Origin of the sequence: Leptospira biflexa serovar Patoc strain 'Patoc 1 (Paris)' (assembly GCF_000017685.1) — a bacterium.
Taxonomy (GTDB): Bacteria; Spirochaetota; Leptospiria; order Leptospirales; family Leptospiraceae; genus Leptospira_A; species Leptospira_A biflexa.
In genome coordinates this window covers 2,637,391-2,660,583 of sequence record NC_010602.1, presented here as the reverse complement: position 1 = coordinate 2,660,583, position 23,193 = coordinate 2,637,391, and the positions used below count along the sequence as shown (strand labels likewise).

Sequence of the window (23,193 nt, the reverse complement as noted above, 5' to 3'; positions counted from 1 at the left end):
AAGGAAATGGCAATTCTCATTCCCCTCGTCTTCCTATTTTCTTATTTTTTCATCCGTAAAATATGGTTCCAACTTCGTAAAATTCGGACAGTCGGAACCATTGAACGGATCGAATTGGGTTACATCCGACCCAATTTAATCCTACCTGAAGTCAAAGTTCACTATAAATACTATTTCCAATCAGGTTTGTATTTTGGTTCAGGGTATCTAAATTTATCTGATTTTTTGCCCACAGAAGAATTCCACCTCCACCTAGGACTCGGGGAAAATCCGATCCTGTACGTAGGAGATTTGGAAATCATTACCGAAGAACATATCGAACATTACTTGCTTTCCAAAGGGGGAAGCGTTTTCCTATACCTGGACCCTATTGAGCCATACCATTCTAGGATCGATACGGTCAATTTGAACTCCATTACGGTTTCCTCGGATTTATTATGAAACATTTGATTCACATCACTGCTGTTATCTGTCTACTTGTATCTTCTTTGTATGCGCAAGAGAAAGAACAAGTTGGTTCTGCTTATTTCCAAGCGGTTGATGAATACAAAACTAAAAATTATGCTAAATCAATTGAACTTGTAAAAAGTTTACTTGTCGATGGAAAATCCTCTTACGAATTTTACGCCCTACTTGCTTTCAATTATGATAAATTAAACGATTTTGAAAATGCTTACAAAAACATGTTGGAAGCTAGGAAACGAAAACCAGATGATGAGGACTTATTACAAGGAAGCCTTGCGATATTAACTCGTCATAAAAAATGGAAACCTGCAATTGAACTGGCTGAAAAAGCCATTCCCCTTTACCCACAAAATCCAGAAATTCGATATTTTTATGCCTTGGCCCTTTCCGAAAAAGGTGCTTCCAAAACAGCCCTTTCCCAAATCGAAAAAGCAAAGGCAGGCAGTCCGAGTGACGTCCGTATGCTTGAGTTAGAAGGGAAAATTTATTACCAACTGAAAAATTATGACAAAGCTGATATGAGCCTTCGTTGGGCATCTAGTATCAACCAAAACTCATCTGAGATTTGGAATAACCTAGCCCTCGTTCAAGAAGCTCTTTACAAATCGAATAAAAAGTTAGGGAAAAAAAATCAGGCGAATACCTACTTAGAAGAAGCAAAATCCTGCATTGAAAAAGCATCCTCACTCAATGGTGAAAGTAATACCATCAAAGAAAATTCAAAAAGGATTTCTGCTCTCACTGCCCTGTGAAAATTAAGTTCCACACACTTGGTTGTCGCTTAAACTTTTTTGAGACAGATGGTATGTATACTGTTCTCAAAGACAAAGGGTTTACTTTGGCAACACCAGACGAAAATGCACAGTACATTGTGGTGAACACATGTACTGTGACAAATAAAGCAGATGTCAAAAATAGAAACATCATTCGAAATGCCATCCGCACAAACCCTGGAGCTAAAGTATTTGTAACTGGTTGTTATGCGGAGACTGACAAAGAAGTTTTACAAAATATTCCTGGTGTGTATGGAGTTTTTGGAAATACAGAAAAAAGTTCTTTGCCTTACCAAATTCTCGCAGACTGGGAGGGGAAATCCTACCTTCCTGAAAAATCACTCGATCGTTTTTCTTATTCAGATGTATTACCGGAAGGTCATACAAGAGCTTATCTCAAAATCCAAGATGGTTGCAACAGAAAATGTTCTTACTGCAAAATCCCTGCCGCAAGAGGGCTTGGTGTCAGCCGAAAATACGATGATATTTTGGACCAAGTGAAATACTTGCAAGACAATGGTGTTGGTGAAATTCAACTAACAGGCGTAAATTTAGGTTGGTACCGTTTAGAAAATGGTGAAAAAGGTTTTTTGAATTTGTTGGAAGACATTCTTAAGGTTTTGGAATACTCTCGCATTCGTTTGTCTTCCATTGAACCACCAGACGTTGGATCTGGATTACTTGATCTCATGTCACACCCTAGATTTTGTAAGTTTTTACACGTTCCCATCCAGAGTGGTAGTCGAAAAATTTTAAAAGAGATGAGACGGACCTACCACCCCGATGCCTTTCGTACACGGATGGAACTTGCTAAATCGAAACTACCCAATCTCTTTTTAGGAACTGATGTCATTGTTGGATTTCCTTCCGAAACCGAAGTCGAATTTCAGGAAACAAAACAATTGTTAATTGAACTTGGTTTTGCTAAATTACATGTTTTTCCATATTCTGTGAGAAAAGGAACCACTGCTGAAAGTTTAGGGGACCCCATTCCAGGGGATGAAAAAAAACGGCGAGTCCTAGAACTTATGGCTCTAAGTTCCATCCTTCATACTTCCTATGCAAAAACAGCAATTGGAAAAACCTTTGAAGCAATATTGGAAAATGATGGAAGGTTAGTCACCGACAATTATTTAAAAGGACATCTTCCCGATTCGTTCCCGATTGATACCCTGCAAAAAGGTCAATTTGTGGATGTTAGGTGTGAAGAGTATTTCCCCGCCAAAGACAAAGAAGGTGAATTTCTTTTCACCTTTGCAAGATAATCCAAAAGAAAAAGAATTCCCAATTTCTTTCAATCAGTCATGATAAGGTCATGATGAATCGTAAAAAAATATTCGCGATGATCGCGACTTTTGTAATCATTCTAAGTTTAGTTTTTTTATTTTTCCTTCGAAATTCCAAGTCCGATCGTCTTTCCATTCAAAAAGGTTCACTCGTGGAAGCGGTGTATGCATTGGGTACGGTCAAACCAGTGGATAGTTTTGTATTAAAATTTGGAATTGCGGCCTCGATCCGAGACATCTTTGTGGAAGAAGGGCAATCAGTAAAAAAAGGTGATCCTCTTCTTGTGAATGATTCTGGGATTACCTTTCGTTCTCCTTTTGCCGGCACAATCACCAAATTGAATGTTGCCAAAAATGAAACAGCAATGCCTGGCATCCCCATCTTAGAAATCCAAAATTTAAAAGAAGTGTATGTCTCTGTTTCACTCGACCAGGAGTCTGCCTTACGCGTGAAACCTGCCCAACATGCCCAACTCAGTTTTGAATCCATCCGAGGGAATGTTTACAAAGGTGAAGTGGAAAGGATTTATCCATCAAACGGGCAATTTTTGGTGAGGATTGCACCACATGAATTACCGCAAGGGATTTTACCTGATATGACGACGGATGTAGCAATTGAAGTCTCTTCCAAAGACAATGTCATCCTTGTCCCACTTGTAGCAGTTGAAAGAGGGAAAGTGGTTCGTTACAGAAATGGGAAACGAGAAAAAATGGAAATTCGAATTGGTGCCATCAATTCAGAGTTTGGTGAACTGATCCAAGGTGATTTACTTGAGGGTGATGAAGTACTGGTAAAAAATTAAATGTTATTCCTTGCGATTCGCCAAATTTTATCCAGACCACAACAGTCTATTTTGACTTTGATTGGGATCATCCTTGGGACAGCTGGATACATTGTTTTTTCAGGGATTATGCTTGGGTTCCAAGCCGTGATCACAGACCAATTGGTCAATTCAGATGGACAAATTAAAATTTCACCTAAAGATGAACTGATCACCGAACGTACATTTGATGACGTTTTTTTTCAGGGAAAAGAAGTTCGTTGGCTTTCTCCCCCATCGGGAAGAACCGATAATTCAAGGCTAACCAATGTTCTTGGGTGGATGGATAAATTATCCAATGACCAAAGGGTGGTTTCCTTTGCCCCCCAACTCACAAAAGAAGTGATTTTTGTGAATGGGAAAGCAACTGCTCCCGCAAGATTTGTGGGTGTGGATCCAAACATCCAACCGAAAGTTACCAACCTAAGCGATTACATTGTCGAAGGGAAGTTGGTTGATTTATCTAAAGGGACATCCCTTGCCATAGCGGGAGAAGGGGTTCTCAATAAATTGGGAGCAAAGATTGATGACACAATCTTTGTTTATATCCCAGGCACAGATCTTGTACCCATCAAAATTGTTGGCATTTTAAGTACGGGGAACCGTCTTGTTGATGAGGTCACAGTGTATTCGTCCTTATCCACAGTGCAAAGTATCACCAAATCAAGTGGTGAGATCTCTCAAATCATTGTCAAAATTAAGGATATTCGTACGGCAAAAGAAATTGCTGAGGACTGGCGATACTTTAGCAAAGATAAGGTGGAAAGTTGGGACGAAGTGAATGCGAGTATCTTACAAGTTTTTCGGACACAAGATATTGTAAGAAACTCAACCACTTTCACCATCATCTTAGTGGTTGCCTTTGGAATTTACAATATCCTAAATATGGTAGTAAACCAAAAGAAAAAGGAAGTGGCTATCTTACGTTCGATTGGATTTGATGAAAAGGATACAATCCAACTCTTTATTTTCCAAGGATTATTTTTAGGAACACTTGGTGCCATCATTGGCATATTCGTGGGAATCCTCGGTTGTTATTACATTGATGGAATTCCCATTGGAGATCCAAAACAAAATTCAAAAGCCTTGATGAAAACCATGATGATCTCCTGGGATATGATGATTTATGTAAAAGGGTTTTCCATTGCTGTCCTCAGTGCATCCATTGCGAGTTATATCCCGGCTCGAATGGCAAGCCGACTGTCGCCCGTCGATATCATTCGAGGTGCCACATGAGTTTTGGAATCGAAGCCGATCGTATCTTTAAATCATTTGGGGAACCACCCCAAGTGGTTTTACAAGATGTATCCTTAAACATCAAAGAAGGGAACTTTGTCGCTCTAACCGGGAAGTCTGGATCTGGTAAATCAACGTTATTGTACATTGTCAGTGGGCTTGACAACCCAACCAGTGGTGATGTGAAATTGAGTGGGAAATCATTACAACAAATGGATAGTAAGGAACTCCATGCACTACGGAATCTATCAATTGGATTTGTCTTTCAATTCCACTATTTATTACCGGAATTAACAGGATTAGAAAATATTACGATGCCCGCTCGGAAAACAGGAACTCATAAACAAGTGGAAGATTATGCACTTCATCTGATGGAAAGTTTTGGTGTTTCCCATTGCAAAGACAAATTCCCAAGCCAAATGTCAGGAGGGGAAGGGCAAAGAGTTGCGATTGCCAGAGCCCTCGTCCAAAAACCAAAGTTTTTATTTGCTGATGAACCAACAGGGAATTTGGATACAACAAACGGTGATAAGGTGATGGAAATCTTTAGGAGGATCAACAAAGAAGATGGTACAACCATTTTATTTGTCACGCATGACCCTGATTATGCGGCAATTGCCGAGCAGAGGATTCATATGATTGATGGAAAAATTGCGGAAATTTCATAAAATATCTGCTATAGTAGTCTAAATCTGATTCTATAGCAGATATTTTCCAAAAAAAATGATGAATTCGTATGCTCATCAACAAGTTTGGTAACAGACATGTTTGAACATTTTGAAACTGAAGCCATCCGCATCCAAACCAAACGCACTGGGGAAAAAGAACACTCTACCCCATTATTTTTAACCTCCAGTTTTGTTTTTGATGATGCAGAACATGCGAGGGCTCTTTTTGCGGAAGAAGTCACGGGAAACCAATACACAAGGTTTTCCAACCCTAATACTACAGAACTCATTGATAAACTTTGTGCATTGGAACAAACCGAAGATGGAATTGCAACTGCCTCTGGGATGTCCGCCGTATTTACCTCAATCTTTGGTCTTGTGAAATCAGGAGATCATATTGTATCTGCAAGAGCTATCTTTGGATCCACTCACCAAATTTTTGCCAACATCTTACCACGGTTTGGTGTAACAACTACCTATGTTGATATCGCCAAACCAGAAGAATGGGAAAAGGCCTTTCAAGAGAATACAAAAATAGTTTATATCGAAACACCATCGAATCCTGGACTTGATATTGTGGATTTGGAATGGGTATCTGCTTTATGCAAAAAGAAAAAAGCCATCCTCATTGTAGACAATTGTTTTTGTTCTCCTTATATCCAACGTCCTGCTGACTTTGGCGCTGACGTGGTGATCCATTCTGCCACAAAGTACTTAGATGGCCAAGGAAGAGTGATTGCTGGTGTGATTTTAGGGAAAAAAGAATTCATCCAACCCATTCGTTATATGGCAAGAAATACGGGTCCTTCCCTTTCTCCAATGAACGCGTGGATCATTTCCAAAAGTTTGGAAACATTGGCAGTACGGATGGACCGCCATGCCGAAAATGCAATGAAACTTGCAACATTCTTAAGTGAATCAAAGGATGTAGAACTAGTTCGATATCCGTTTTTGCCAACTGATCCAGGTTATGCGATTGCTAAAAAACAAATGCGCTCGGGTGGAGGTATCGTTTCTTTTGTGATCAAAGGTGGCGTGGAACGAGCAAAAAAATTCTTAGATGCACTCAAGTGGTTTTCCTTAACTGCAAATTTAGGGGATACAAGAACAACTGTCACTCATCCAACAACCACAACACATTCCAAACTCACCGAAGCGGAACGATTGGCTGTGGGGATTTTACCGGGTCTCATTCGTGTGTCCGTTGGACTAGAGCACATAGATGATATTGTTGCGGAAGTGAAACAGGCATTGGCAAACTCAAAGTAAATAGGTCTCACATGTGAGCGTTTCTATTTGTTAAAATTCAAATTGTTACAACGCTCACAAACTTCTTCTGGAATCACTCCTACTTTCATGAGTAATCCAAACATAAAACAACCCGCACACCATCCAAGAAAGGATTCTAAAGAGGCAAAGAACACTAGTGTTGCCAATGTGATTTGGTAACCTAACGAATACCCATTGCTATACAATAGGATTGCAATTACGCTAAATGAAAAACCAATCAATTGGGCAAATCGTTTTGGTGGTCCTGCGGACGGAACAAAGGAAATCCCAAGCCAAGGAACCAAATACTTCGATGTGAAAAACGCAAATGGTTCCCATTTGGGACCATAGGTCACTCGCAGTGTAAATCCAAGTAAAAGTAAACCTAACACAATTAAGTTGGGGAATAGGATGGAAAGGACTCCTAGAAAAACGACAGTGGACGCCACAATACGCGTGACATTTTCATTGACGACGTCTGGATAAAACCCAAGCTTCATATGTTTCCTCCGTTTTCTTATGTTCTAAAATTTAGACCCAAGAGAGCAAGAAAAATTCGTTTTCTTGGAGGAAATGTTTATCTTATTGACGAAAATTTCGTCTTAAAAGAGTAGTTACATCAATTTGGGAGGGTATTTTCGTGAAAATCCAAAGAAGCTACGGAATCTACCTATTCGCCATCGCCTTGTTTTGGGCTCTTTGGCTCCAATTAAGTGCCGGTCCTAAAAAACAAGGTCTGAACCCAAAGACCCATACTTGGTTTCTCTCCCCAAAAGAAGCCCTGGACTTACCAGAATTTAAAACCATCGATACAAGGTCTTTTCCTTCTAGGCTCTTAGAAAAACTTCCAATGTCCCAAGTCCTCGGTTGGGAAGACCTTTCTCTCAAAGAAAATCCTTTCCGTGGAAAATTACAAAAAGAAGAGGATATCCAAAAAAAACTTTTGAGTTTGGGCTTCCACTTGGAGGATTTGATCCTCGTGTTAGGTGATGGAGCCAGTGGATGGGGTGAAGAGGGGAGAATTGTTTGGAGTTTACGGGAAGTTGGATTTTCCAATGTGTTTTGGTTTGATGGTAACGTCAGATCATTAAAAGAGGTACTTGTGGTTCGCAAACAAAGGGCATCCCATCCAATAGAAAAGGATACAATCCAAATCAAAACAAATATCACAAAGGAAGAAATTTCCAAACAGTTACAAAATAATTTTTACCAAATCTTAGATACGCGCGAGACAAGGGAATTTTCCGGCTCTACTCCCTACGGCGAATCACGAGGGGGGCATATCCCCGGCGCAAAATCATTCTATTACCAAAATCTATTTGATGCGAAAGGAAGTATCAAATCAAAACAAGAAGTAGAAACAATCCTATCTCAGTTGGGTATTACAAAGACAAAACCCATCATTGCTTATTGTACAGGTGGTGTTCGCTCTGCTTTTGTGGTAGGAATCCTTCGATCTTATGGTTATAATGCTTATAACTATTCTGGATCGATGTGGGAATGGTCTTTTTACCCAGACCTTCCCATGGAAAAATAAATTTGAAACGATATTTAATACTTATATTGGTTTTGATGATGACTTTCTTAATTGGAGTGTATCTGTTTCAGAACAAGCGAGCCATACCCATTGAACAAGTATTTGTTGGTAAAATATGGGGAAAACCAATCGAATTCCTTCCCGACGTGAAAGGAGTGGGCGCACCTACAGCAATAAATTGTGGAAGTTGCCATACTGAAATTTATGAGGAATGGAAATTGTCCACTCATGCAAATGCCCTTCGGGATATCCAATTCCAATCGGAATTGGCAAAATCGAGTTCCCCGAAATGGCTTTGCCTCAATTGCCATATACCCATCCAAAACCAAAGAGAAACCATCGTCACTGCTTTACGTGGTGGGGATTTTTTTCAACCAATAGAAATCCCCAATCCAAATTTTAATCCAGAAATGATGGAAGAAGCAATCACATGTGCCACTTGTCATGTTCGTGTGGATACAATCACAAATGAAAGTTATGTGATTGGGGCAAGCGGTGACACTTCTCCACCACATCCCATTCAAATCAATCGGAAGTTTTTGCATAATCGTTGTAACGATTGCCATAATGAAACCTATACACTCAATCAATCTTTAGTTTGTTCCTTCCAAACAGGAACTGAATTACAAAGCTCCAATCCCAATGGAACTTGTGTTTCATGCCACCTACCTGAGGTTCAACGGTCTTTTGTGAAACCAACTTTAAATCGACCCATTCGAACATCACATAGGCATGGGTTTATTGGAGGTGGAGTCCCCAAAACATTTTCCCTTTACAAGGACCAAATTCGATTGGGTTACAAACCAGGCCTTGTCCTAGCGGAGTTGAAATGGGAGAAAGACACAATCGTGATTCGTTTGAAAAATCAAAATGCAGGCCACCATGTCACAACAGGTGATCCAGAACGTTTTTACCGTCTCATCTTAAATGGTTATGATCCATCCGGTAAGATTGTTTACCAAGAAGAAACCAAAATTGGCCAAGATTGGGAATGGACACCAAAAGCAAAAAAGATAAAGGACAACCGGATCCCGTCTAATGAAGAGTTCGTTTGGAAATTAAATCCAACGAATCCAAGTGGAGCAATCTCTCGTTTGCAATTCCAAACAATCCATGTACGATTGAAAGATCAAACTTCTGAGTATATGATACAATCAGCTAAACATGTGCCAGAGCCCTATTTTGAGAATGTCAAAAAAATCAAAGAACTTTACCCACATAGTTCTATCGTTATTGAAACGGTATATGATGTGAAGTTGGGGAAAAGAAAAGATACTTCTTTGGTTGAATTATTCAAACGAAATGCAGAACGAAGAGGAGAATAAAATCATTTGTATCATTCCTGCAAGGGATGAAGAAAAAAGTATAGAACAGGCATTAACTGGTCTGATAAAGAAGTCTGGACTGAATCGATCGGATTTCCTAGTTGTGAACAATGCGTCCAAAGACCAAACCAAAACGATTGTCAATCGATTGGGAATTAAGATACTCGATTGTCCAAAGATTGGATATGGGAACGCATGCCTTGTGGCTTTAGAAATGATCAAAAAATCAAATCTAACTCCCAACTATATCATGTTTTGTGATGCTGATGGTTCAGACGATCCCAAAGACATCCTTTCCATCATAAAAACGATAAGAGATACTAATGCCGACTTAGTCATTGGTTCCCGAACACTTGGTGTGGCAGAATTTGGTTCTTTATCTTCCATTCAAATTTTTGGAAATGCACTCACTTGTTTACTCATCCAAATTTTCTTTCGAAAAAAATTCACTGATATGGGCCCACTCAGAATCATTCGTTACGATTCTCTCCTTCAGTTGGAAATGAAAGATGAAACTTGGGGATGGAATATAGAAATGCATGTCAAGGCCTTACAGAATCAAATGAAGATACTTGAAATTCCAGTCAATTATCGTAAACGTATCGCTGGAGTTTCGAAAATATCAGGAACCTATTCCATGTCAGTCCGAGTAGGAATCAAAATTCTTTATACTTTTTTAAAATTACTTCTTTTCGGTAAATGAAATTTTAGAGAGAGAATGTTCCTTTTTTTGATCTACCCATTACTTCTGTTTTTTGTTGCGAATGGAATCGATCGTAGCGATACCATTTCCATTCTTTCATCCACATTTTCACTTGGACTCTATTTCTTTTTTTTACAAACAAAATTGTATGTGTTTGAAAATCGGTTTTGGATGTTTTTATGTTATTCTGTAATCTTACGTTGTTTTGTTTTAGGTTCCCATCCAAACCTGAGTGATGATATTTATCGTTATCTTTTTGATGCGAAATTATTGTTCAATGGATTTTCTCCTTATGTGCAAACACCTTCCGCCTGGATTGTCGCAAACCAAATGCCTTTTGGGGATATGAAGGAATTACTTACAAATATGAACAGCCCAAATTATTTTTCCGTATATCCACTGTTACTTCTTTCGATCTTTCTGATTGGTTTTGTATTAAATTCTCTCTTACAAACTCAGTTTTTAGGAATCCAAATTATTTTTTTGTTATTCGATTTTTTGAATTTAAATTTGATTCGCAGATTTTATCCAAAGGAATCATTTCATTTTTATTGGATCTATTTTGCCAATCCACTTGTTATCATTGAAGGGGTATCTCAGATGCACCCTGAAATTTTGTTTGTGCCTTGGTTACTGGTTTTCGTTCAAACCAACCATCTATGGATACGTGAGTTGGCGATGATCATTCTTACACAATTCAAGATCAACACTGTTTTATTTTTATTAGGTTTTTCACACCAAAGAAAAAAAATATTGTATGGAGCATTCGGAATTCTATTATCGCTTGTTGTTTGGAAAATAACAGTTTTCAGCAATTTAGAGTCGCAAGGGAGCCGGGGGATTGGTTTATTCTTTCATTCCTTTCGTTTTGCAGGGATTCTCGAACCTATTTTTTATATAACTTTACATTCTTTCGGATATTCATATTTGTCTGGAATTTTATCGTTAAGTACTTTTGCATTTTTATTGATTAATTTATTTTTGAATGAAAAGTTTTTGTCTCTTCCGATAGAAAGAAGATTGTTCCTTTTATACACTATCTTCCTTCTGTTTTCACCTGTGATCCATTCTTGGTATTGGATTTTATTTGTAATTTTGGGAATGATTTGTCGTATCAATCCGATATTACAAACTTTAGTGATCATTCTTGCCTTTTTGTCTTATCTCATTTATGTTTCTGAGTTGTATTTTTATTTGTATTGGATTTTATCCTTAATTGGTTTTGGTATCTATGGAATTAAAGAAATTAATTATCTTCGCAAAACGGCCATTCCTTGGCAAAGTTAAAACACGATTGGCTAATTCCATCGGTGATGAAAGAGCATTGGATGTATACCAAGAATTATTAACTTTTACAAATGCCATCACTGAAACTTTGGATGTGCAAAAAATCGTATATTGGGATGAAATTCCAAGTATACCAAATCACTTTTTTAAAAATGGCTTCCTACATAGTCTTCAATCAAGGGGAGATCTGGGAGAAAAAATGGGGAAAGCATTTCAAAATGAACTCGATCCGAAACCATGTCAAACTCTCATCATCGGTACTGACTGTCCTTATCTCACGGTAGCAACATTTGAGAAGGCATACAAAGAATTAGAGAAATCAGATTTTGTCATCGGACCCGCAAAAGACGGCGGGTATTATTTACTTGGGATGAAAGAATTTTTTCCGAATGTTTTTTTAGAAATTCCTTGGAGTACGGAATCTGTTTTACCTTTGACCATAAAAAGGATACAAGATCAAAACCTTACCTTTACATTATTAGAAGAATTAAATGACATTGACACGGTTGAAGATTGGAAGGAATGGAAACAAAATCATTAATTCATTGGATGTAATTGGATCTCAACTCGCCGATTCAATGCTTCGTGTTCCTTTGTTTGGTTCGGAGATTTAGTATTTCCATAGAACAAACGCCTGATTTGATTCGGTTCCACAAAGTGGATCAATAAAAAACGTTCTACCTCTAAAGATCGTTTTTCGCTGATCATTATATTTTCTTCGTTATTTTTTCCCTCCACAGCATGAGCATCAATATGAATTTCATAGTTTCGGTTTCGATTCAGAAAATCGGCTACCGTTTGTAAGCGGACTAAGTCAGGTTTGGGTATTAAATTCGATTTTTTTGCAAAATAAATTGTAAACGAAGTAACGTCTGTTTGTTTTTCAGTTTTTTGATATGGATTTTCAAAAATCACTCCTTCTTCTGCCAACAAATCGAAGTTTGGTCTCAGAAAATATTGAACAGTGTAAGTTAAAAAAATGAAGAAGAGTGCTTTGTTCCACTGGAATCGTGACATATTTTAATCTTCGGTATGTTTTCAAATTTTCAGAAGGGAGGCTTTGAAAATTATGATTGAAATATGTCCCTTACCATTATTTTCTCACTTAAGGTCTTAAAATGAAACTAAGAGAGTTAGCTGAACGATTGGAAGCAAATTTCACTGGGAACGGTGATTTGGAAGTAAATGGAATCAAAGATTTAGAACACCACTCATCTGTTGATCCGAATAGCATCTATTATGTGGCATCTAAAAAATATTTAAATAAACATAAAAAAGCAGCTGATGTTAAAATTGCGCTAACGATTGATTCTCTTGCCTCTTCGTTTCCAAATGCCATCATCATTCCTGAAGAAGGTTCGAAAGTGAAATTCATCCAAGTGATTTCATTTTTCGAAAGAAAACCAAACCATTTACCTTCTATTTCACAAAAAGCAAGTATCCATCCTTCAGCAAAGATCGGTAAAAATGTTACCATTATGGACTTTGTCGTGATCCAAGAAAATGTTGTGATCGGTGATCATGTGGTTTTACACCCAAATGTTGTCATTGAATCGAACGTGGAAGTAGGAAATGATACTGAGATTAAATCTGGTGTTGTGGTCTACTATAATTGCAAAATCGGGAAAAGAAATTTAATCCACGCTAACACAGTCATCGGTGCCGATGGATTTGGTTTTTATGATTATGGCGGAATACGATACAAAGTCCCTCAAATTGGCAATGTCGTGATTGGAGATGATGTCGAGATGGGCGCACATTGTACGGTAGATAGAGCGGCTTTAGAATCGACAACCATCGGAAATTTTACAAAATTTGATGATCACGTACATGTTGGTCATAATTGTAGAGTGGGGAACTATGTGTACATTGCTGGAGCCACAGTGCTTGCAGGTTCTGTCACAATTGAAGATGGTTGTTTTTTGGCGGGTCAATCCGCAGTCGCAGAACACCTAACGATGAAAAAAGGATCAATTCTATTGGGACTTTCTGGTCTAACGGAAGATTCAAAAGAAAAAACAGCATATTTTGGAATTCCCGCAAGGCCAGCACTCGAGATGCATCGCATTCACACTTCCTTGCCAATGTTACCTGAAATTGCAAAGGAACACACAAAACGAAAAAACAAAGAGAATTAAATCATTATAAAGAGATTGATTCTATATTTTTTTTCAAAGACTGAAGATTTTCGTTCATTTGTGATTTGAGATTCATTTTGACAAGGCCTTCACTCAGTTTGAAAAGGCCATTGAGTTCCATTTTGTCGGAAATGACCAAATGGCAATGGTTTCCATCTTCTATAAATTCATATCTATCAGTAAACTTCATTCCATTGGCAGTACAACTTGCAATGATCAGTTTGTTTTCTTTCACTTCATCGATTTTATAAATTTCATTTAAATGGAAGATTCCTAAATCAATTTTGATTTTATATTCAGTTGCTTCTGGGTTGATAGCTTCTACCGAATGAATGCTTTTGTTATAGGAAGTTTGATTCAACATATTTCGAACATAGGAAAAAACTTCAGTGATGGGTTTGTGAATTAACGTTTCAACTTTGGTTTCGATCATTTATTTTTTGGAATCATTGATCCACTGTTTCCAAATTTCAGGAACAAAGCCGATTGTGGCCCTTTTACCGTCTCTGACAATGGGAGTTTTAAACAGGAGAGGGTTTGTTAGTAGTGCCTCTTCTTTATCATATAACATATACTTTAGATTTTTATCTTCGTAAACTTTTGATTCTGTGTCAATGAGGTCATCCAGTTTGACACTACCAAGAATCGATCTGAGCTCCCCTTTGCTCATCTCCTTCTCTTGCAGGTTGATGAATTGGAATGGTATACGTCGTTCTTGGAAAAAAAGTTGGGCCTTTTTAGAATCCTTACATTTTTTTGTTCCGAAGATCTGGAGATTCATCCAAAAATTGACTTTTTAAATTCTTCGAGTAGGGTTTCTGATCCAGATAACATCAATTCAATTTGGTCCTTATCTAAATCATACATAACATGAGCTTGCAAGAACAAGGTAAACTCTTCAGCAGAAACTTTTTTTGCATCGAAGTTTTCTTTTAGAAAGTTATACCAAGCAGCTAGGATGACCTTTTGGTGGGCCAATTCTTTGATACCGATGGTAATGATTTTTGAGGATTTCATGTAATTTCCTAAAGAATTTCATCCAATCTTTTGGATCGTCAATCTAAAAACCTTTGGAAGGCTGAAAAATACAAAATCCATGCACCTGAATTCATATCCAACCTTCGAAACGATTGTGCAGTGCTCACTGTTGCATCGATGATTCTTGTATCATCGATCACACCAACTTGGCCATCGGCACGAATATAAAAACTTGATGTTTCGCCGTTATAATTCCCGCTGAATTTATCGATTGCAATGTGGTGGTAACCAATACCAATTTGGAAAAAAGTATTTTCGTATAACCTATGATTGATGGCAGTTTCCGCACGATACACAAGTCCACTCCCACGAAGCCTACCTTTTTGATTGAAATATTGTGTATCAGGAAGAGGCTCTCCTATGGAATACCCTCGCACATTCCAATCTGCAGATGTAAAGCCCATTCCCAGGCCACTTTCCCATTCCCAATTTTTCCAGATTGGCATTGAAAAATGATACATTCCCATCACGTGATAGGAATATATTTCTGAATTAAGTTTTGTATAATATAAGTCGCTTGTAACTTCAGTTAGTTGTAGAATCTGCCAATCATTCCTTCCGACAAAAAAACCCACACGATTTCGAGAATCTAGTAGGAACCGTAAAAATCCCTCATAGAGATATGTTGTTTTCCCACCTTTTAGGTTTACATCGGAAAAAATAATAGGATTGAAAGTAGAGGTGAATTGTTTGAGGTCACCATCAAACCGACCAGGAACTCTTTCTCCAACTCCATATCGCATTCCCACTTCGATTCCAGAAGACTCCGCAAAGAGATCCTTGTTCGGAAGAAACAAAATCAAAAAAACGAGAAACGAAAGGATTACAATACATCTTGACATAACAATTTCATCCAATTTCGTGAGGAAGAACCAATATGGAAACACTCTTTCAAAACGGATCTCAGTTTAATCTCATTTTAGGATCTGACATCCTAAGTCCTTATTTTTACCTCATCCTGATTGCCTCAGTTTACTTAAGCTTTCGGTTGGGATTTCCGCAGATTCGCTTCCTCTTTCTTTCCTTGAAAATCCTCACAGGGAATATGGATTTTAAAGGGTCCAAAGGGCAACTGGTCCATTCCCAAGCTTTTTTTGCGGGGATCGGATCTTCCTTACTTGCTGGATCCGTCATTGGAACCGCCCTCGCAATCGCCTATGGTGGGATTGGTGTTCTTTTTTGGATTTGGGTGATGAGCTTACTTGTGATGCCAATTCGGTTTGTTTCGTCAACGCTTGCGGTAAAATTCCGTAACCAACTCCCTAGCGGGCGTTACCTTTCGGGGCCCATGTATTTTATCGAAAAGGCCTTACGGGCAAAATGGCTCGCCGTTGCCTTTTCATTGGCCAGTCTTGTCACCGTTTTGGTATTTGGTGGGATTTTTCCATTTGTTGGACTCACATATTTGACAAAAGAAGGACTGAGTTTATCGGGTTTGTCTGGTCCGATCTCCCTTTCTGTCATATTATTATTCATTGTTGTGGGCGGCGTTAGGCGAGTGGGTAGGGCTGCGAGTATCCTTGCCCCTATTGGGATTATTCTTTTTATATTTGGTTACGTTTCTCTTTTTTCGAATGGTATGATTTCCTTTTTTGGATTTTTGTCTGATGTCACAAAAGAAGCGTTTTCCATCAAAGCATTGCAAGGTGGTGGAGCTTTTGGGATCCTCCGTGGACTTTCGGTTTCGCTCAGTACATTCTTTTTGTCTACAGAAACCGCAGTAGGAAAGTCTTCAGGGATAGCAGGAGTTGTGAGAACTGATTACGCCGCAAAACAAGGATTAGTGAGTATGCTCGCATCTTTTTTTGAGGGATTTATCATGGCAACCTTGGTGGGATATGTATTGTATTCCTATGGGGCCGTTAATTTGGATACCATCATAACTTTCCCTGGTCGGATTTTGGAGCAAAAGGATTCCATTTCTGTGATCCTTTTTGTTGTATCGTTTCTATGTTTTGGGATCCTTAGTCTTGCTGGTTGGTTTTATAGTGGTGAACAAAACGCATTTTATGTGTTTGGTGAGAAGTTTGCCAATTTTTTTAGAATGTTATTCATCGGATCTACGCTTGGTTTTTCCTATTTATATGTAAAATATGGAATCGAAGTTTTATCCTTTGTGATGCATTGGGGTTATGTGGCAGCTGTCATTACGAGCGTGCCCCTCCTTGTTTCCTTAATGTTACTCGGAAAATCCGCTAATTTTGAATTAAAAAAATACCTCTCCGAGTCTGGGGCAAGGTATGAAATTTTTAAAGATATTTATTTACTCTTTTTGACCTTACTTCCTAAAAACTTGATCTCTAAAATTTTCGGTTACTTTTCTACAATGAAGTTACCAAGATTTATGATGATCCCTATTTTAAAGGCTTTTGCAAAGGCATACAAAATCAATTTGAGTGAAGCGGAATTGGAAATCAAAGAATATGCTTCCCTCAATCAGTTTTTCACAAGAGCACTCCGGGCAGAAGCGCGGATCATTGACTCTGCTCCGAATGCAGTGGTGTCTCCTACGGATTCCAAAATCACAAGTTTTGGAAACATCAACCAGTCGACCATCATCCAAGCAAAAGGAATTGACTATTCCGTAAAAGAATTGTTAGGTTCTGAGAAATTTTACCCTCATTTTACTAACGGAAAATACATTACCTTTTACCTTTCGCCCCAAGACTACCACCGTATTCACAGTCCATTTGCAGGTCAAATTTTAGGTTATTATTATGAACCAGGAAAATTGTTTCCTGTAAACGATTTGGCCGTACTCAATATCCGGGGGCTCTTTCCAAAAAACGAAAGGCTTATCACCTTCTTACAAACAGAATATGGTAAAATTGCCGTGATCAAAGTGGGGGCTTCCAATGTAGGAAAAATCCGAGTGACGTATGACAATAAAATTGTCACAAACAACTGGATCCGTTTTGCCAAAGAACATCACTATAAAGATGTTTCGATCATGATTGAGAAGGGTTCAGAAATGGGCCGTTTTGAAATGGGCTCCACTGTCATCCTTGTCTTTGAAAATGGCACAATCGATTTGACAAACATCCAACTCGGAGATAAAATCCAATACGGGACAACGGTAGGACATTTTAAATCCAAAAAGACAAGTTTACCGGTCAAATTTTAAGATGATGAATTCTCAACTTGCCACCTTTCCGAAAGAAATTTCCTTTGATGATGAGTATCTCTACATCGAGTGGAAGGATGGGCATGGTAGCAAATATTCGTTACTCGACCTACGGAAAAAATGCCCCTGCGCCACTTGTCGGGGTGGGCATGGGGGAAAAGTAGGGCAGGCGACAGGTCACATTGAGTCCATCAAACTCATTTCATGGACCAAAGTTGGCCGTTATGCCATTTCGATCGTTTGGAGCGACTACCACAACACGGGAATTTATTCCTACGACCACCTAAGGGCTTACGCGATGGGAAATTCCAGCGCCTTTGACTAGGGTTTGGTTACTTTTTGTCAATTCAGAAAAAAACTGAGTGACAAAATCATTCGTATTATGTCTCATTATCCTAAGTTTTTCCGGAGATAAAAGGGCATGGGTGAAGGTTCACTCTCACAAGACGAGATAGACGCATTACTACAAGGCGCGGATGATACATTCGACCTCTCTTCCTTAAGTGGCGCATCCAGCTCGTCATCGGACAACCTATCTCCGATTGACCGCGACATTATTTCAGATGTGATCGGCTCTGCATTCCAGGTGGCGGGGAACACACTTGGCACGATCTTGGCAAAAAACACTCGTTTTATGAACCCTGCCACGGAATCGAGCTCTTCCGCTGACATCCAAAAAGAATTAGGCTCAAAATCGGTTAGTTTGTTTTCAACAATTAGCGGTAGTTTGGCGGGGCGAGTTTGCCTTGTGATGGCCCAAGAAAATGCTGCAAAAATTGCAGGTGTGATGATGGGGGGGATGACTCCTCCAGGCCAACTCGACAACGCTCAATTACAAACACTAAAAGATTCATTAGCACCTATCCTTGGAACAGTCACTGCTCAAATTGGTATGAAACTCGGCGGAACGATGTCTGGGAATCCACCAGAGATTGCACTTGTCAATTCTGGTCGTGACTTGCAACTTCCAGATGACAGTAGTTTGGTGAAAACTTCCCTCAGTTTGAATATTGATGGAGTCGGATCCTTTAAAGTATACTATGTAATTGCATTATCCATGGCAAACTCCATCCTAGATATCCAAAAGGGCGGAGGTCAAAAACCCCAACAACAATCCGGCGGAATGAATGTCAACATGCAGCCTAACATGGGCATGGGTGGAGGACAGGGTTCTGTTGGAATCAAAGGTGTGAATTTCCCTTCTTTAGCCACTGCTGGCGGAGGGCCTGGCCAAACCAATCTCAATCTACTGATGGACGTACAAATGGCTCTGACAGTGGAGCTTGGGCGAACCAAAATGTACATCAAAGATATTTTGGGTTTGGGGGAAGGTTCCATCATTGAGCTCGATAAATTAGCCGGTGAACCTGTTGATTTACTTGTGAATGGCAAACTCATTGCAAAGGGTGAGGTTGTGGTCATCGATGAAAACTTTGGTGTTCGTGTCACCGATATCGTAAGTCCCACAGACAGACTCAAAGGCGAAAAATGATCCAAGCTGATAGGAAAATCAAAAAAGGAAGTAGGGAAGTTATGTACTTTTCGATTGTCTTTCTTTTTTCTTTTTTCCCGCTACTGAACCCTCTATTTTCACAAACGACAGATACAAAGGAACTGGACCAAATCCTACGCCAAGAGTTGGGTGAGACTAAATCCAAACCGGTTGGATCTGATAGTGGATCCAATGGAAATTCAGGATCCAATCCTAATTTCGATTCAAACTCAAATGGAAAATCCGCAAATGGAAATACTTCCAATCCCCAAGCAAACGGTAGTCAGTCGGCATCTTCTGAAGGAAACAAAGAAGAACCGAACCTAATCCAAGAGCGTTATGCCGAAAACCAAGATGATTCTCCGTCGGCCACTTGGATATTACTGAAAATACTATTTGTATTAGCGATTTTAGTGGGTGCAGGTTATTATTTAATTTTGCAAATGCAAAAATCCAAATCGGCAAAGTATCCAGTGAAAGGGTTTATGAAGGTATTGTCGAGTTTACCTTTGTCTGCCACACAATCGGTGCAAATCATTGAAGTGGGTGGTCGTACACTCGTGTTAGGTGTTGCCGATGGATCAGTCAGTTTACTCACAGAAGTCACTGCTCCCGATGAAAAAAACCAAATCCAAAAAATGAAAGAGGAAGCTGATCCTTACGTTCCTAATTTTTTGGAAACAGTCCTCGAGAGCCTACAGTCGAAGGCACAACGAAAAATCCGAATCAACCCCAACCAAATGGAAACTTTAGAAATGGACGGGGCAGCGGAAATCCAACGGAAAGCCAAAGAAGGATTGGAACGGCTACGCAAACACCGAAAACTTTTGGAAGGAGGAGAAACATGAGAGATCGTTTTTTTTCCTTTGTAAAGAGACATAAATCAGTTATTTTTCTCATTAGTATTTTGTTTTTGGTATCGGCAAGTGGATTTGCAGGCTTACTCGCGCAGGACAAGGGTTCACGAATTCCAATTCCAAATTTGTCATTTAACGTAAATGAGGCGAGAGGGCCAAAAGAGACCAGTTTATCCCTTATGATCCTTTTCCTTGTTACGATCCTCTCGCTTGCTCCAGCGATTGTGATGAGCGTGACATCGTTTACAAAAGTAGTCATTGTGTTTGATTTTGTGAGAAGGGCACTATCACTTCAGAACCTTCCACCTAACCAGGTCATGATGGGGCTTGCCCTCTTTGTTACATTTTTTATCATGGCACCTACTATCGGTAAGGTGAATGATGAAGCTCTGCAACCTTATTTAAATGGGAAAATTGACCAGTCTGCTTTTATGGAAGGATCCATGAAACATCTGCGACAATTTATGATCCGTCAACTCGGTAAAGATGGAACAAAGGATGTGGCTCTCTTTTTGAAGATCGGAAAAGTGCAAAATGTAAAGTCATTTGAAGATGTCCCTTCTTATGTTTTAGTGCCCGCTTTTATGTTAAGTGAAATTAAAAAAGCGTTTATCATTGGTATTTATATCTTTATTCCATTCATCGTGATTGATCTGATTGTCGCTTCTGCCTTACTCGCAATGGGTTTTATGATGTTACCTCCGGTAATGATCTCTTTGCCATTGAAACTGATACTTTTTATCCTCATTGATGGATGGAACTTACTCGTTCTGGAACTCGTAAGGAGTTATAAATGACAGAAGTTGACGTGGTCAATATGATGCGAGAAGCCTTCATCGTTACCTTAAAAATATCGAGTCCTATTTTGATTACAGCTCTTGTGGTTGGACTCATTGTTGGGATTTTACAGACCACAACATCCATCCAAGAACCTACCATTGCCTTTGTACCGAAACTTGTTTCCATTTTTGCCGTGATTGTCTTTTTTTCAGCATGGATGGTGCGAGTGATGACTGACTACACGAGGGAAATTTTTTTTATGATCGAAAAGATATGATATGGAAGCATTCATTTTACACTTTCAATCCTTTCTTTTTGTTTTAGTTCGAATCCTCGGACTCTTCCTCGTTGCGCCTTTTTTCTCTTCTGAATCCATCAACTTCTCGTTACGAATGATCTTTTCTTTTATGGTTTCTCTCATCGTGTATCCAGTGGTGGCAAACTATATGCCACCTGTGCCTGGTCATATGATCAATTTTGGGATTATGATTTTGTCTGAGATGCTCATTGGAGTTTTTATTGGATTTCTTGTTTCGCTTGTGTTCAGTGCTTTCCAGATGGCAGGTGAATTTTTTAATAACCAAATTGGATTTGGTTACACCGAGATCCTAGACCCCGTCACACAAAACTCACTCCCTGCCATTGGAACGATGAAAAACCTAATGGCCACAGCACTTTTCCTCGTGATTGGTGCGCACAGGTTTCTCATTGAAACACTTGCTTATTCCTTTGAAAAAATTCGCATCATATCGTTTACAGGAAAGGTCAATAGTGGGCTTTACCGATTGGTAGAAGATGCGATTGGGGCCATGTTTGTGGTTTCATTTAAAATTGCCTTACCTGTGATGGGGATTCTTTTTTTGGTATCTCTTGCGGAAGGGCTTATGGGAAAGGCGGCACAACAAATGAATGTGATGTCCATGTCCTTCCCTTTGAAAGTATTTATCGGAACTCTCACTCTCATTGCTACGTTAACTTTTATCGCCACACAGATGGTGCAAGGGATCCAAATCTCCATGGACAAGGCAAGTTTACTCGTTCGGGAGTGGCCTAGTTTATGAAAGAGAAAGATCCCCTTTTTTGCACTTTGAAACAAATCCGGGTATCCACCTATGATTTGATATGTGAATTCATATTTTCTCCCAAAATAAAATCTTTCTTCCATAGGACGATTGGTTCGATGGGGAAGTATATTTGTTTCTGTAAGGTAATCGTAGGCGGACATATCATTTCAGAGCAAACGAACGAAGATTCTGAATCAAACGGTTTTGAATTCCCGCTTCGGTATGCGACGGGGATCTATGAAATCCAACTGCAACTTTTTGCGGCGGCAGATGAAGGGAGAACCGAACCTCCGAGTGAAAGGCGTCGGCGGGAAGAGAAGGAAAAAGGGAATGTTCCCAAATCCAACGAAGTGGCCTCAACCATGGTATTACTTGGTGGAACCGGTGTTTTGTTTTTACTCGGTGATACCTTTATCAAAAATACAGCTATCTTTATTAAAAAATACCTGCCGATGGGCATGCACCATGAACGGTTTGGGGCAGAAGAATTTCGGGTGATCTTATCTGGCGTTTCCAAAGATTTTTTTAATCTACTTTGGCCCGTCCTTGCGATTACCCTTGTTTTTGCGATTGTAGGAAATGTGGTGCAAGTGGGGTTTATGTTTTCCCCAAGGGCTTTGTCTTTTCGGTTTGATCGCATCTCCCCCAATTTTAAAAGAGTTTTGCCGAATCGCCAAACATTGTTTAATCTAGTAAAATCGCTCGCCAAAGTCGTGTTAATTGGGGTAATAAGTTATATTTTAATCTCTGGAGATTTTTTAAAAGTATTACTCACGGGGAATATGGGTATGATGCAGGCCATTACACTTGTGACATACTCTGGATTTAAGATCATGATGGCAGCGGGACTACTCTTACTTGGGATTGCTGTTGCCGATTTCTTTTTTCAAAAATCAGAATTTGAAGAATCCTTAAAACAAACTCCTTCGGAAGCCAAACGAGAGATGAAGGAAGATTCAGGCGACCCCGTGATGAAAAATCGCAGGATGCAATTGGCACGCGACATGATGCAAGGAAATATGTTACGCGAAGTGCCTAAAGCAGATGTTGTGATCACAAACCCAACTCATTATTCTGTCGCTCTATCGTATGAGATGGGAAGGGATTCTGCTCCTCGTGTGATTGCAAAGGGTGAAAACCGCCTAGCGCTGGAAATACGAAGGATTGCTCGTGAAAACGATGTTCCCATCGTGGAAAGTCCCAAACAAGCAAGGCTTTTGTATGCACAAGTAGAAGTGGGAGATGAAATCCCACAAGAGTTCTTCCAAGCTGTGGTGCAGATCCTCATCACTCTGGAAAAGTTCAAAAAAAAAGTAGGAATGGCATAACC

27 protein-coding genes are annotated in these 23,193 nt (G+C 39.3%); 21 read left to right on the top strand and 6 right to left on the bottom strand.

Annotated elements, in window-relative coordinates:
- Positions 1-6 precede the first annotated feature (6 nt).
- From LEPBI_RS12665 to LEPBI_RS12635, 7 genes are all read left to right on the top strand, one after another.
- Positions 7-441 carry a hypothetical protein gene (locus LEPBI_RS12665; protein ID WP_012389515.1) on the top strand — a complete coding sequence of 145 codons (435 nt, stop codon included), beginning with the start codon at positions 7-9 and terminating at the stop codon, positions 439-441.
- Positions 438-1,217, top strand: a complete 780-nt coding sequence (locus tag LEPBI_RS12660) for a tetratricopeptide repeat protein (protein ID WP_012389514.1) — start codon at positions 438-440, stop codon at positions 1,215-1,217. Before LEPBI_RS12665 ends, LEPBI_RS12660 begins: the two co-directional genes overlap by 4 nt.
- On the top strand, positions 1,214-2,503 hold the full coding sequence (mtaB, locus tag LEPBI_RS12655; protein ID WP_012389513.1) for a tRNA (N(6)-L-threonylcarbamoyladenosine(37)-C(2))-methylthiotransferase MtaB: 1,290 nt from the start codon (positions 1,214-1,216) through the stop codon (positions 2,501-2,503). Before LEPBI_RS12660 ends, mtaB begins: the two co-directional genes overlap by 4 nt.
- A 53-nt stretch (positions 2,504-2,556) precedes the next feature.
- Complete coding sequence (locus LEPBI_RS12650) at positions 2,557-3,327, top strand: efflux RND transporter periplasmic adaptor subunit (RefSeq protein WP_041770041.1); 771 nt, start codon at positions 2,557-2,559, stop codon at positions 3,325-3,327.
- A complete protein-coding gene (locus tag LEPBI_RS12645) occupies positions 3,328-4,581 on the top strand; it encodes an ABC transporter permease (protein WP_012389511.1) in 1,254 nt (417 codons plus the stop codon).
- Positions 4,578-5,249: an ABC transporter ATP-binding protein gene (locus LEPBI_RS12640; protein WP_012389510.1), complete on the top strand. Its 672-nt coding sequence runs from the start codon at positions 4,578-4,580 to the stop codon at positions 5,247-5,249. The genes LEPBI_RS12645 and LEPBI_RS12640 overlap by 4 nt, the downstream gene beginning before the upstream one ends.
- Before the next feature lie 96 nt (positions 5,250-5,345).
- On the top strand, positions 5,346-6,518 hold the full coding sequence (locus LEPBI_RS12635) for a trans-sulfuration enzyme family protein (protein ID WP_012476377.1): 1,173 nt from the start codon (positions 5,346-5,348) through the stop codon (positions 6,516-6,518).
- Positions 6,519-6,541: 23 nt separating this feature from the next.
- Here the strand turns inward: LEPBI_RS12635 and LEPBI_RS12630 are convergent, their stop codons facing one another.
- A complete protein-coding gene (locus LEPBI_RS12630) occupies positions 6,542-7,018 on the bottom strand; it encodes a DUF4395 domain-containing protein (RefSeq protein WP_012389508.1) in 477 nt (158 codons plus the stop codon).
- Positions 7,019-7,158: 140 nt separating this feature from the next.
- On the opposite strand from LEPBI_RS12630, the gene LEPBI_RS12625 reads away from it, so the two are divergent.
- Genes LEPBI_RS12625 through LEPBI_RS12605 form a run of 5 tightly spaced genes read left to right on the top strand, consistent with a single transcriptional unit; the run spans position 7,159 to position 11,911 of the window.
- Positions 7,159-8,055, top strand: coding sequence for a sulfurtransferase (locus LEPBI_RS12625; RefSeq protein WP_012389507.1), 897 nt, complete (start codon positions 7,159-7,161; stop codon positions 8,053-8,055).
- A gap of 2 nt (positions 8,056-8,057) precedes the next feature.
- Positions 8,058-9,380: a multiheme c-type cytochrome gene (locus LEPBI_RS12620; protein WP_012476376.1), complete on the top strand. Its 1,323-nt coding sequence runs from the start codon at positions 8,058-8,060 to the stop codon at positions 9,378-9,380.
- Positions 9,358-10,083 (top strand): glycosyltransferase family 2 protein, encoded by a 726-nt coding sequence (locus LEPBI_RS12615; RefSeq protein WP_012389505.1) that lies wholly within the window; start codon positions 9,358-9,360, stop codon positions 10,081-10,083. The genes LEPBI_RS12620 and LEPBI_RS12615 overlap by 23 nt, the downstream gene beginning before the upstream one ends.
- A gap of 15 nt (positions 10,084-10,098) precedes the next feature.
- Complete coding sequence (locus tag LEPBI_RS12610) at positions 10,099-11,370, top strand: MptA/MptB family glycosyltransferase (RefSeq protein ID WP_012389504.1); 1,272 nt, start codon at positions 10,099-10,101, stop codon at positions 11,368-11,370.
- Positions 11,371-11,377: 7 nt separating this feature from the next.
- Positions 11,378-11,911, top strand: a complete 534-nt coding sequence (locus LEPBI_RS12605; protein WP_012389503.1) for a TIGR04282 family arsenosugar biosynthesis glycosyltransferase — start codon at positions 11,378-11,380, stop codon at positions 11,909-11,911.
- Here the strand turns inward: LEPBI_RS12605 and LEPBI_RS12600 are convergent.
- The gene (locus tag LEPBI_RS12600; RefSeq protein WP_012476374.1) at positions 11,908-12,387 is read right to left on the bottom strand and encodes an OmpA family protein; all 480 of its coding nucleotides are present in this window, start codon (positions 12,385-12,387) and stop codon (positions 11,908-11,910) included. The two genes, LEPBI_RS12605 and LEPBI_RS12600, sit on opposite strands and share 4 nt — an antisense overlap.
- Positions 12,388-12,488: 101 nt before the next feature.
- Here LEPBI_RS12600 and lpxD point away from each other — a divergent pair, with 101 nt between their 5' ends.
- On the top strand, positions 12,489-13,508 hold the full coding sequence (lpxD, locus tag LEPBI_RS12595; protein ID WP_012389501.1) for a UDP-3-O-(3-hydroxymyristoyl)glucosamine N-acyltransferase: 1,020 nt from the start codon (positions 12,489-12,491) through the stop codon (positions 13,506-13,508).
- 4 nt (positions 13,509-13,512) lie between these two features.
- On the opposite strand, the gene LEPBI_RS12590 is transcribed toward lpxD, so the two are convergent.
- The 4 genes from LEPBI_RS12590 to LEPBI_RS12575 are packed head-to-tail and all read right to left on the bottom strand — an operon-like array spanning position 13,513 to position 15,388.
- Positions 13,513-13,941, bottom strand: coding sequence for an SRPBCC family protein (locus LEPBI_RS12590; protein ID WP_012389500.1), 429 nt, complete (start codon positions 13,939-13,941; stop codon positions 13,513-13,515).
- The gene (locus tag LEPBI_RS12585) at positions 13,942-14,289 is read right to left on the bottom strand and encodes an arsenate reductase family protein (protein WP_012389499.1); all 348 of its coding nucleotides are present in this window, start codon (positions 14,287-14,289) and stop codon (positions 13,942-13,944) included.
- Positions 14,286-14,525, bottom strand: coding sequence for a hypothetical protein (locus tag LEPBI_RS12580; RefSeq protein ID WP_012389498.1), 240 nt, complete (start codon positions 14,523-14,525; stop codon positions 14,286-14,288). Before LEPBI_RS12580 ends, LEPBI_RS12585 begins: the two co-directional genes overlap by 4 nt.
- A 38-nt stretch (positions 14,526-14,563) precedes the next feature.
- Entirely contained in the window at positions 14,564-15,388 is an 825-nt protein-coding gene (locus tag LEPBI_RS12575) for an LIC_11366 family protein (protein ID WP_012389497.1), read from the bottom strand.
- A gap of 35 nt (positions 15,389-15,423) precedes the next feature.
- Here LEPBI_RS12575 and asd point away from each other — a divergent pair, with 35 nt between their 5' ends.
- The 8 genes from asd (at position 15,424) to LEPBI_RS12535 (ending at position 23,191) form a co-directional block, all read left to right on the top strand.
- Positions 15,424-17,670 (top strand): archaetidylserine decarboxylase, encoded by a 2,247-nt coding sequence (asd, locus tag LEPBI_RS12570; protein WP_012389496.1) that lies wholly within the window; start codon positions 15,424-15,426, stop codon positions 17,668-17,670.
- Position 17,671: 1 nt separating this feature from the next.
- A complete protein-coding gene (locus LEPBI_RS12565; protein WP_012389495.1) occupies positions 17,672-17,995 on the top strand; it encodes a DUF971 domain-containing protein in 324 nt (107 codons plus the stop codon).
- 96 nt (positions 17,996-18,091) lie between these two features.
- Complete coding sequence (gene fliN / locus LEPBI_RS12560) at positions 18,092-19,162, top strand: flagellar motor switch protein FliN (protein ID WP_012389494.1); 1,071 nt, start codon at positions 18,092-18,094, stop codon at positions 19,160-19,162.
- 41 nt (positions 19,163-19,203) lie between these two features.
- On the top strand, positions 19,204-20,010 hold the full coding sequence (locus LEPBI_RS12555) for a FliO/MopB family protein (protein WP_041770040.1): 807 nt from the start codon (positions 19,204-19,206) through the stop codon (positions 20,008-20,010).
- The gene (fliP, locus tag LEPBI_RS12550) at positions 20,007-20,816 is read left to right on the top strand and encodes a flagellar type III secretion system pore protein FliP (RefSeq protein ID WP_012389492.1); all 810 of its coding nucleotides are present in this window, start codon (positions 20,007-20,009) and stop codon (positions 20,814-20,816) included. The genes LEPBI_RS12555 and fliP overlap by 4 nt, the downstream gene beginning before the upstream one ends.
- Positions 20,813-21,076 (top strand): flagellar biosynthesis protein FliQ, encoded by a 264-nt coding sequence (gene fliQ, locus LEPBI_RS12545; protein WP_012389491.1) that lies wholly within the window; start codon positions 20,813-20,815, stop codon positions 21,074-21,076. Before fliP ends, fliQ begins: the two co-directional genes overlap by 4 nt.
- Position 21,077: 1 nt before the next feature.
- The gene (fliR, locus tag LEPBI_RS12540; protein ID WP_012389490.1) at positions 21,078-21,860 is read left to right on the top strand and encodes a flagellar biosynthetic protein FliR; all 783 of its coding nucleotides are present in this window, start codon (positions 21,078-21,080) and stop codon (positions 21,858-21,860) included.
- Positions 21,857-23,191 carry an EscU/YscU/HrcU family type III secretion system export apparatus switch protein gene (locus LEPBI_RS12535; protein WP_012476373.1) on the top strand — a complete coding sequence of 445 codons (1,335 nt, stop codon included), beginning with the start codon at positions 21,857-21,859 and terminating at the stop codon, positions 23,189-23,191. The genes fliR and LEPBI_RS12535 overlap by 4 nt, the downstream gene beginning before the upstream one ends.
- The last annotated feature ends 2 nt before the right edge of the window (positions 23,192-23,193 follow it).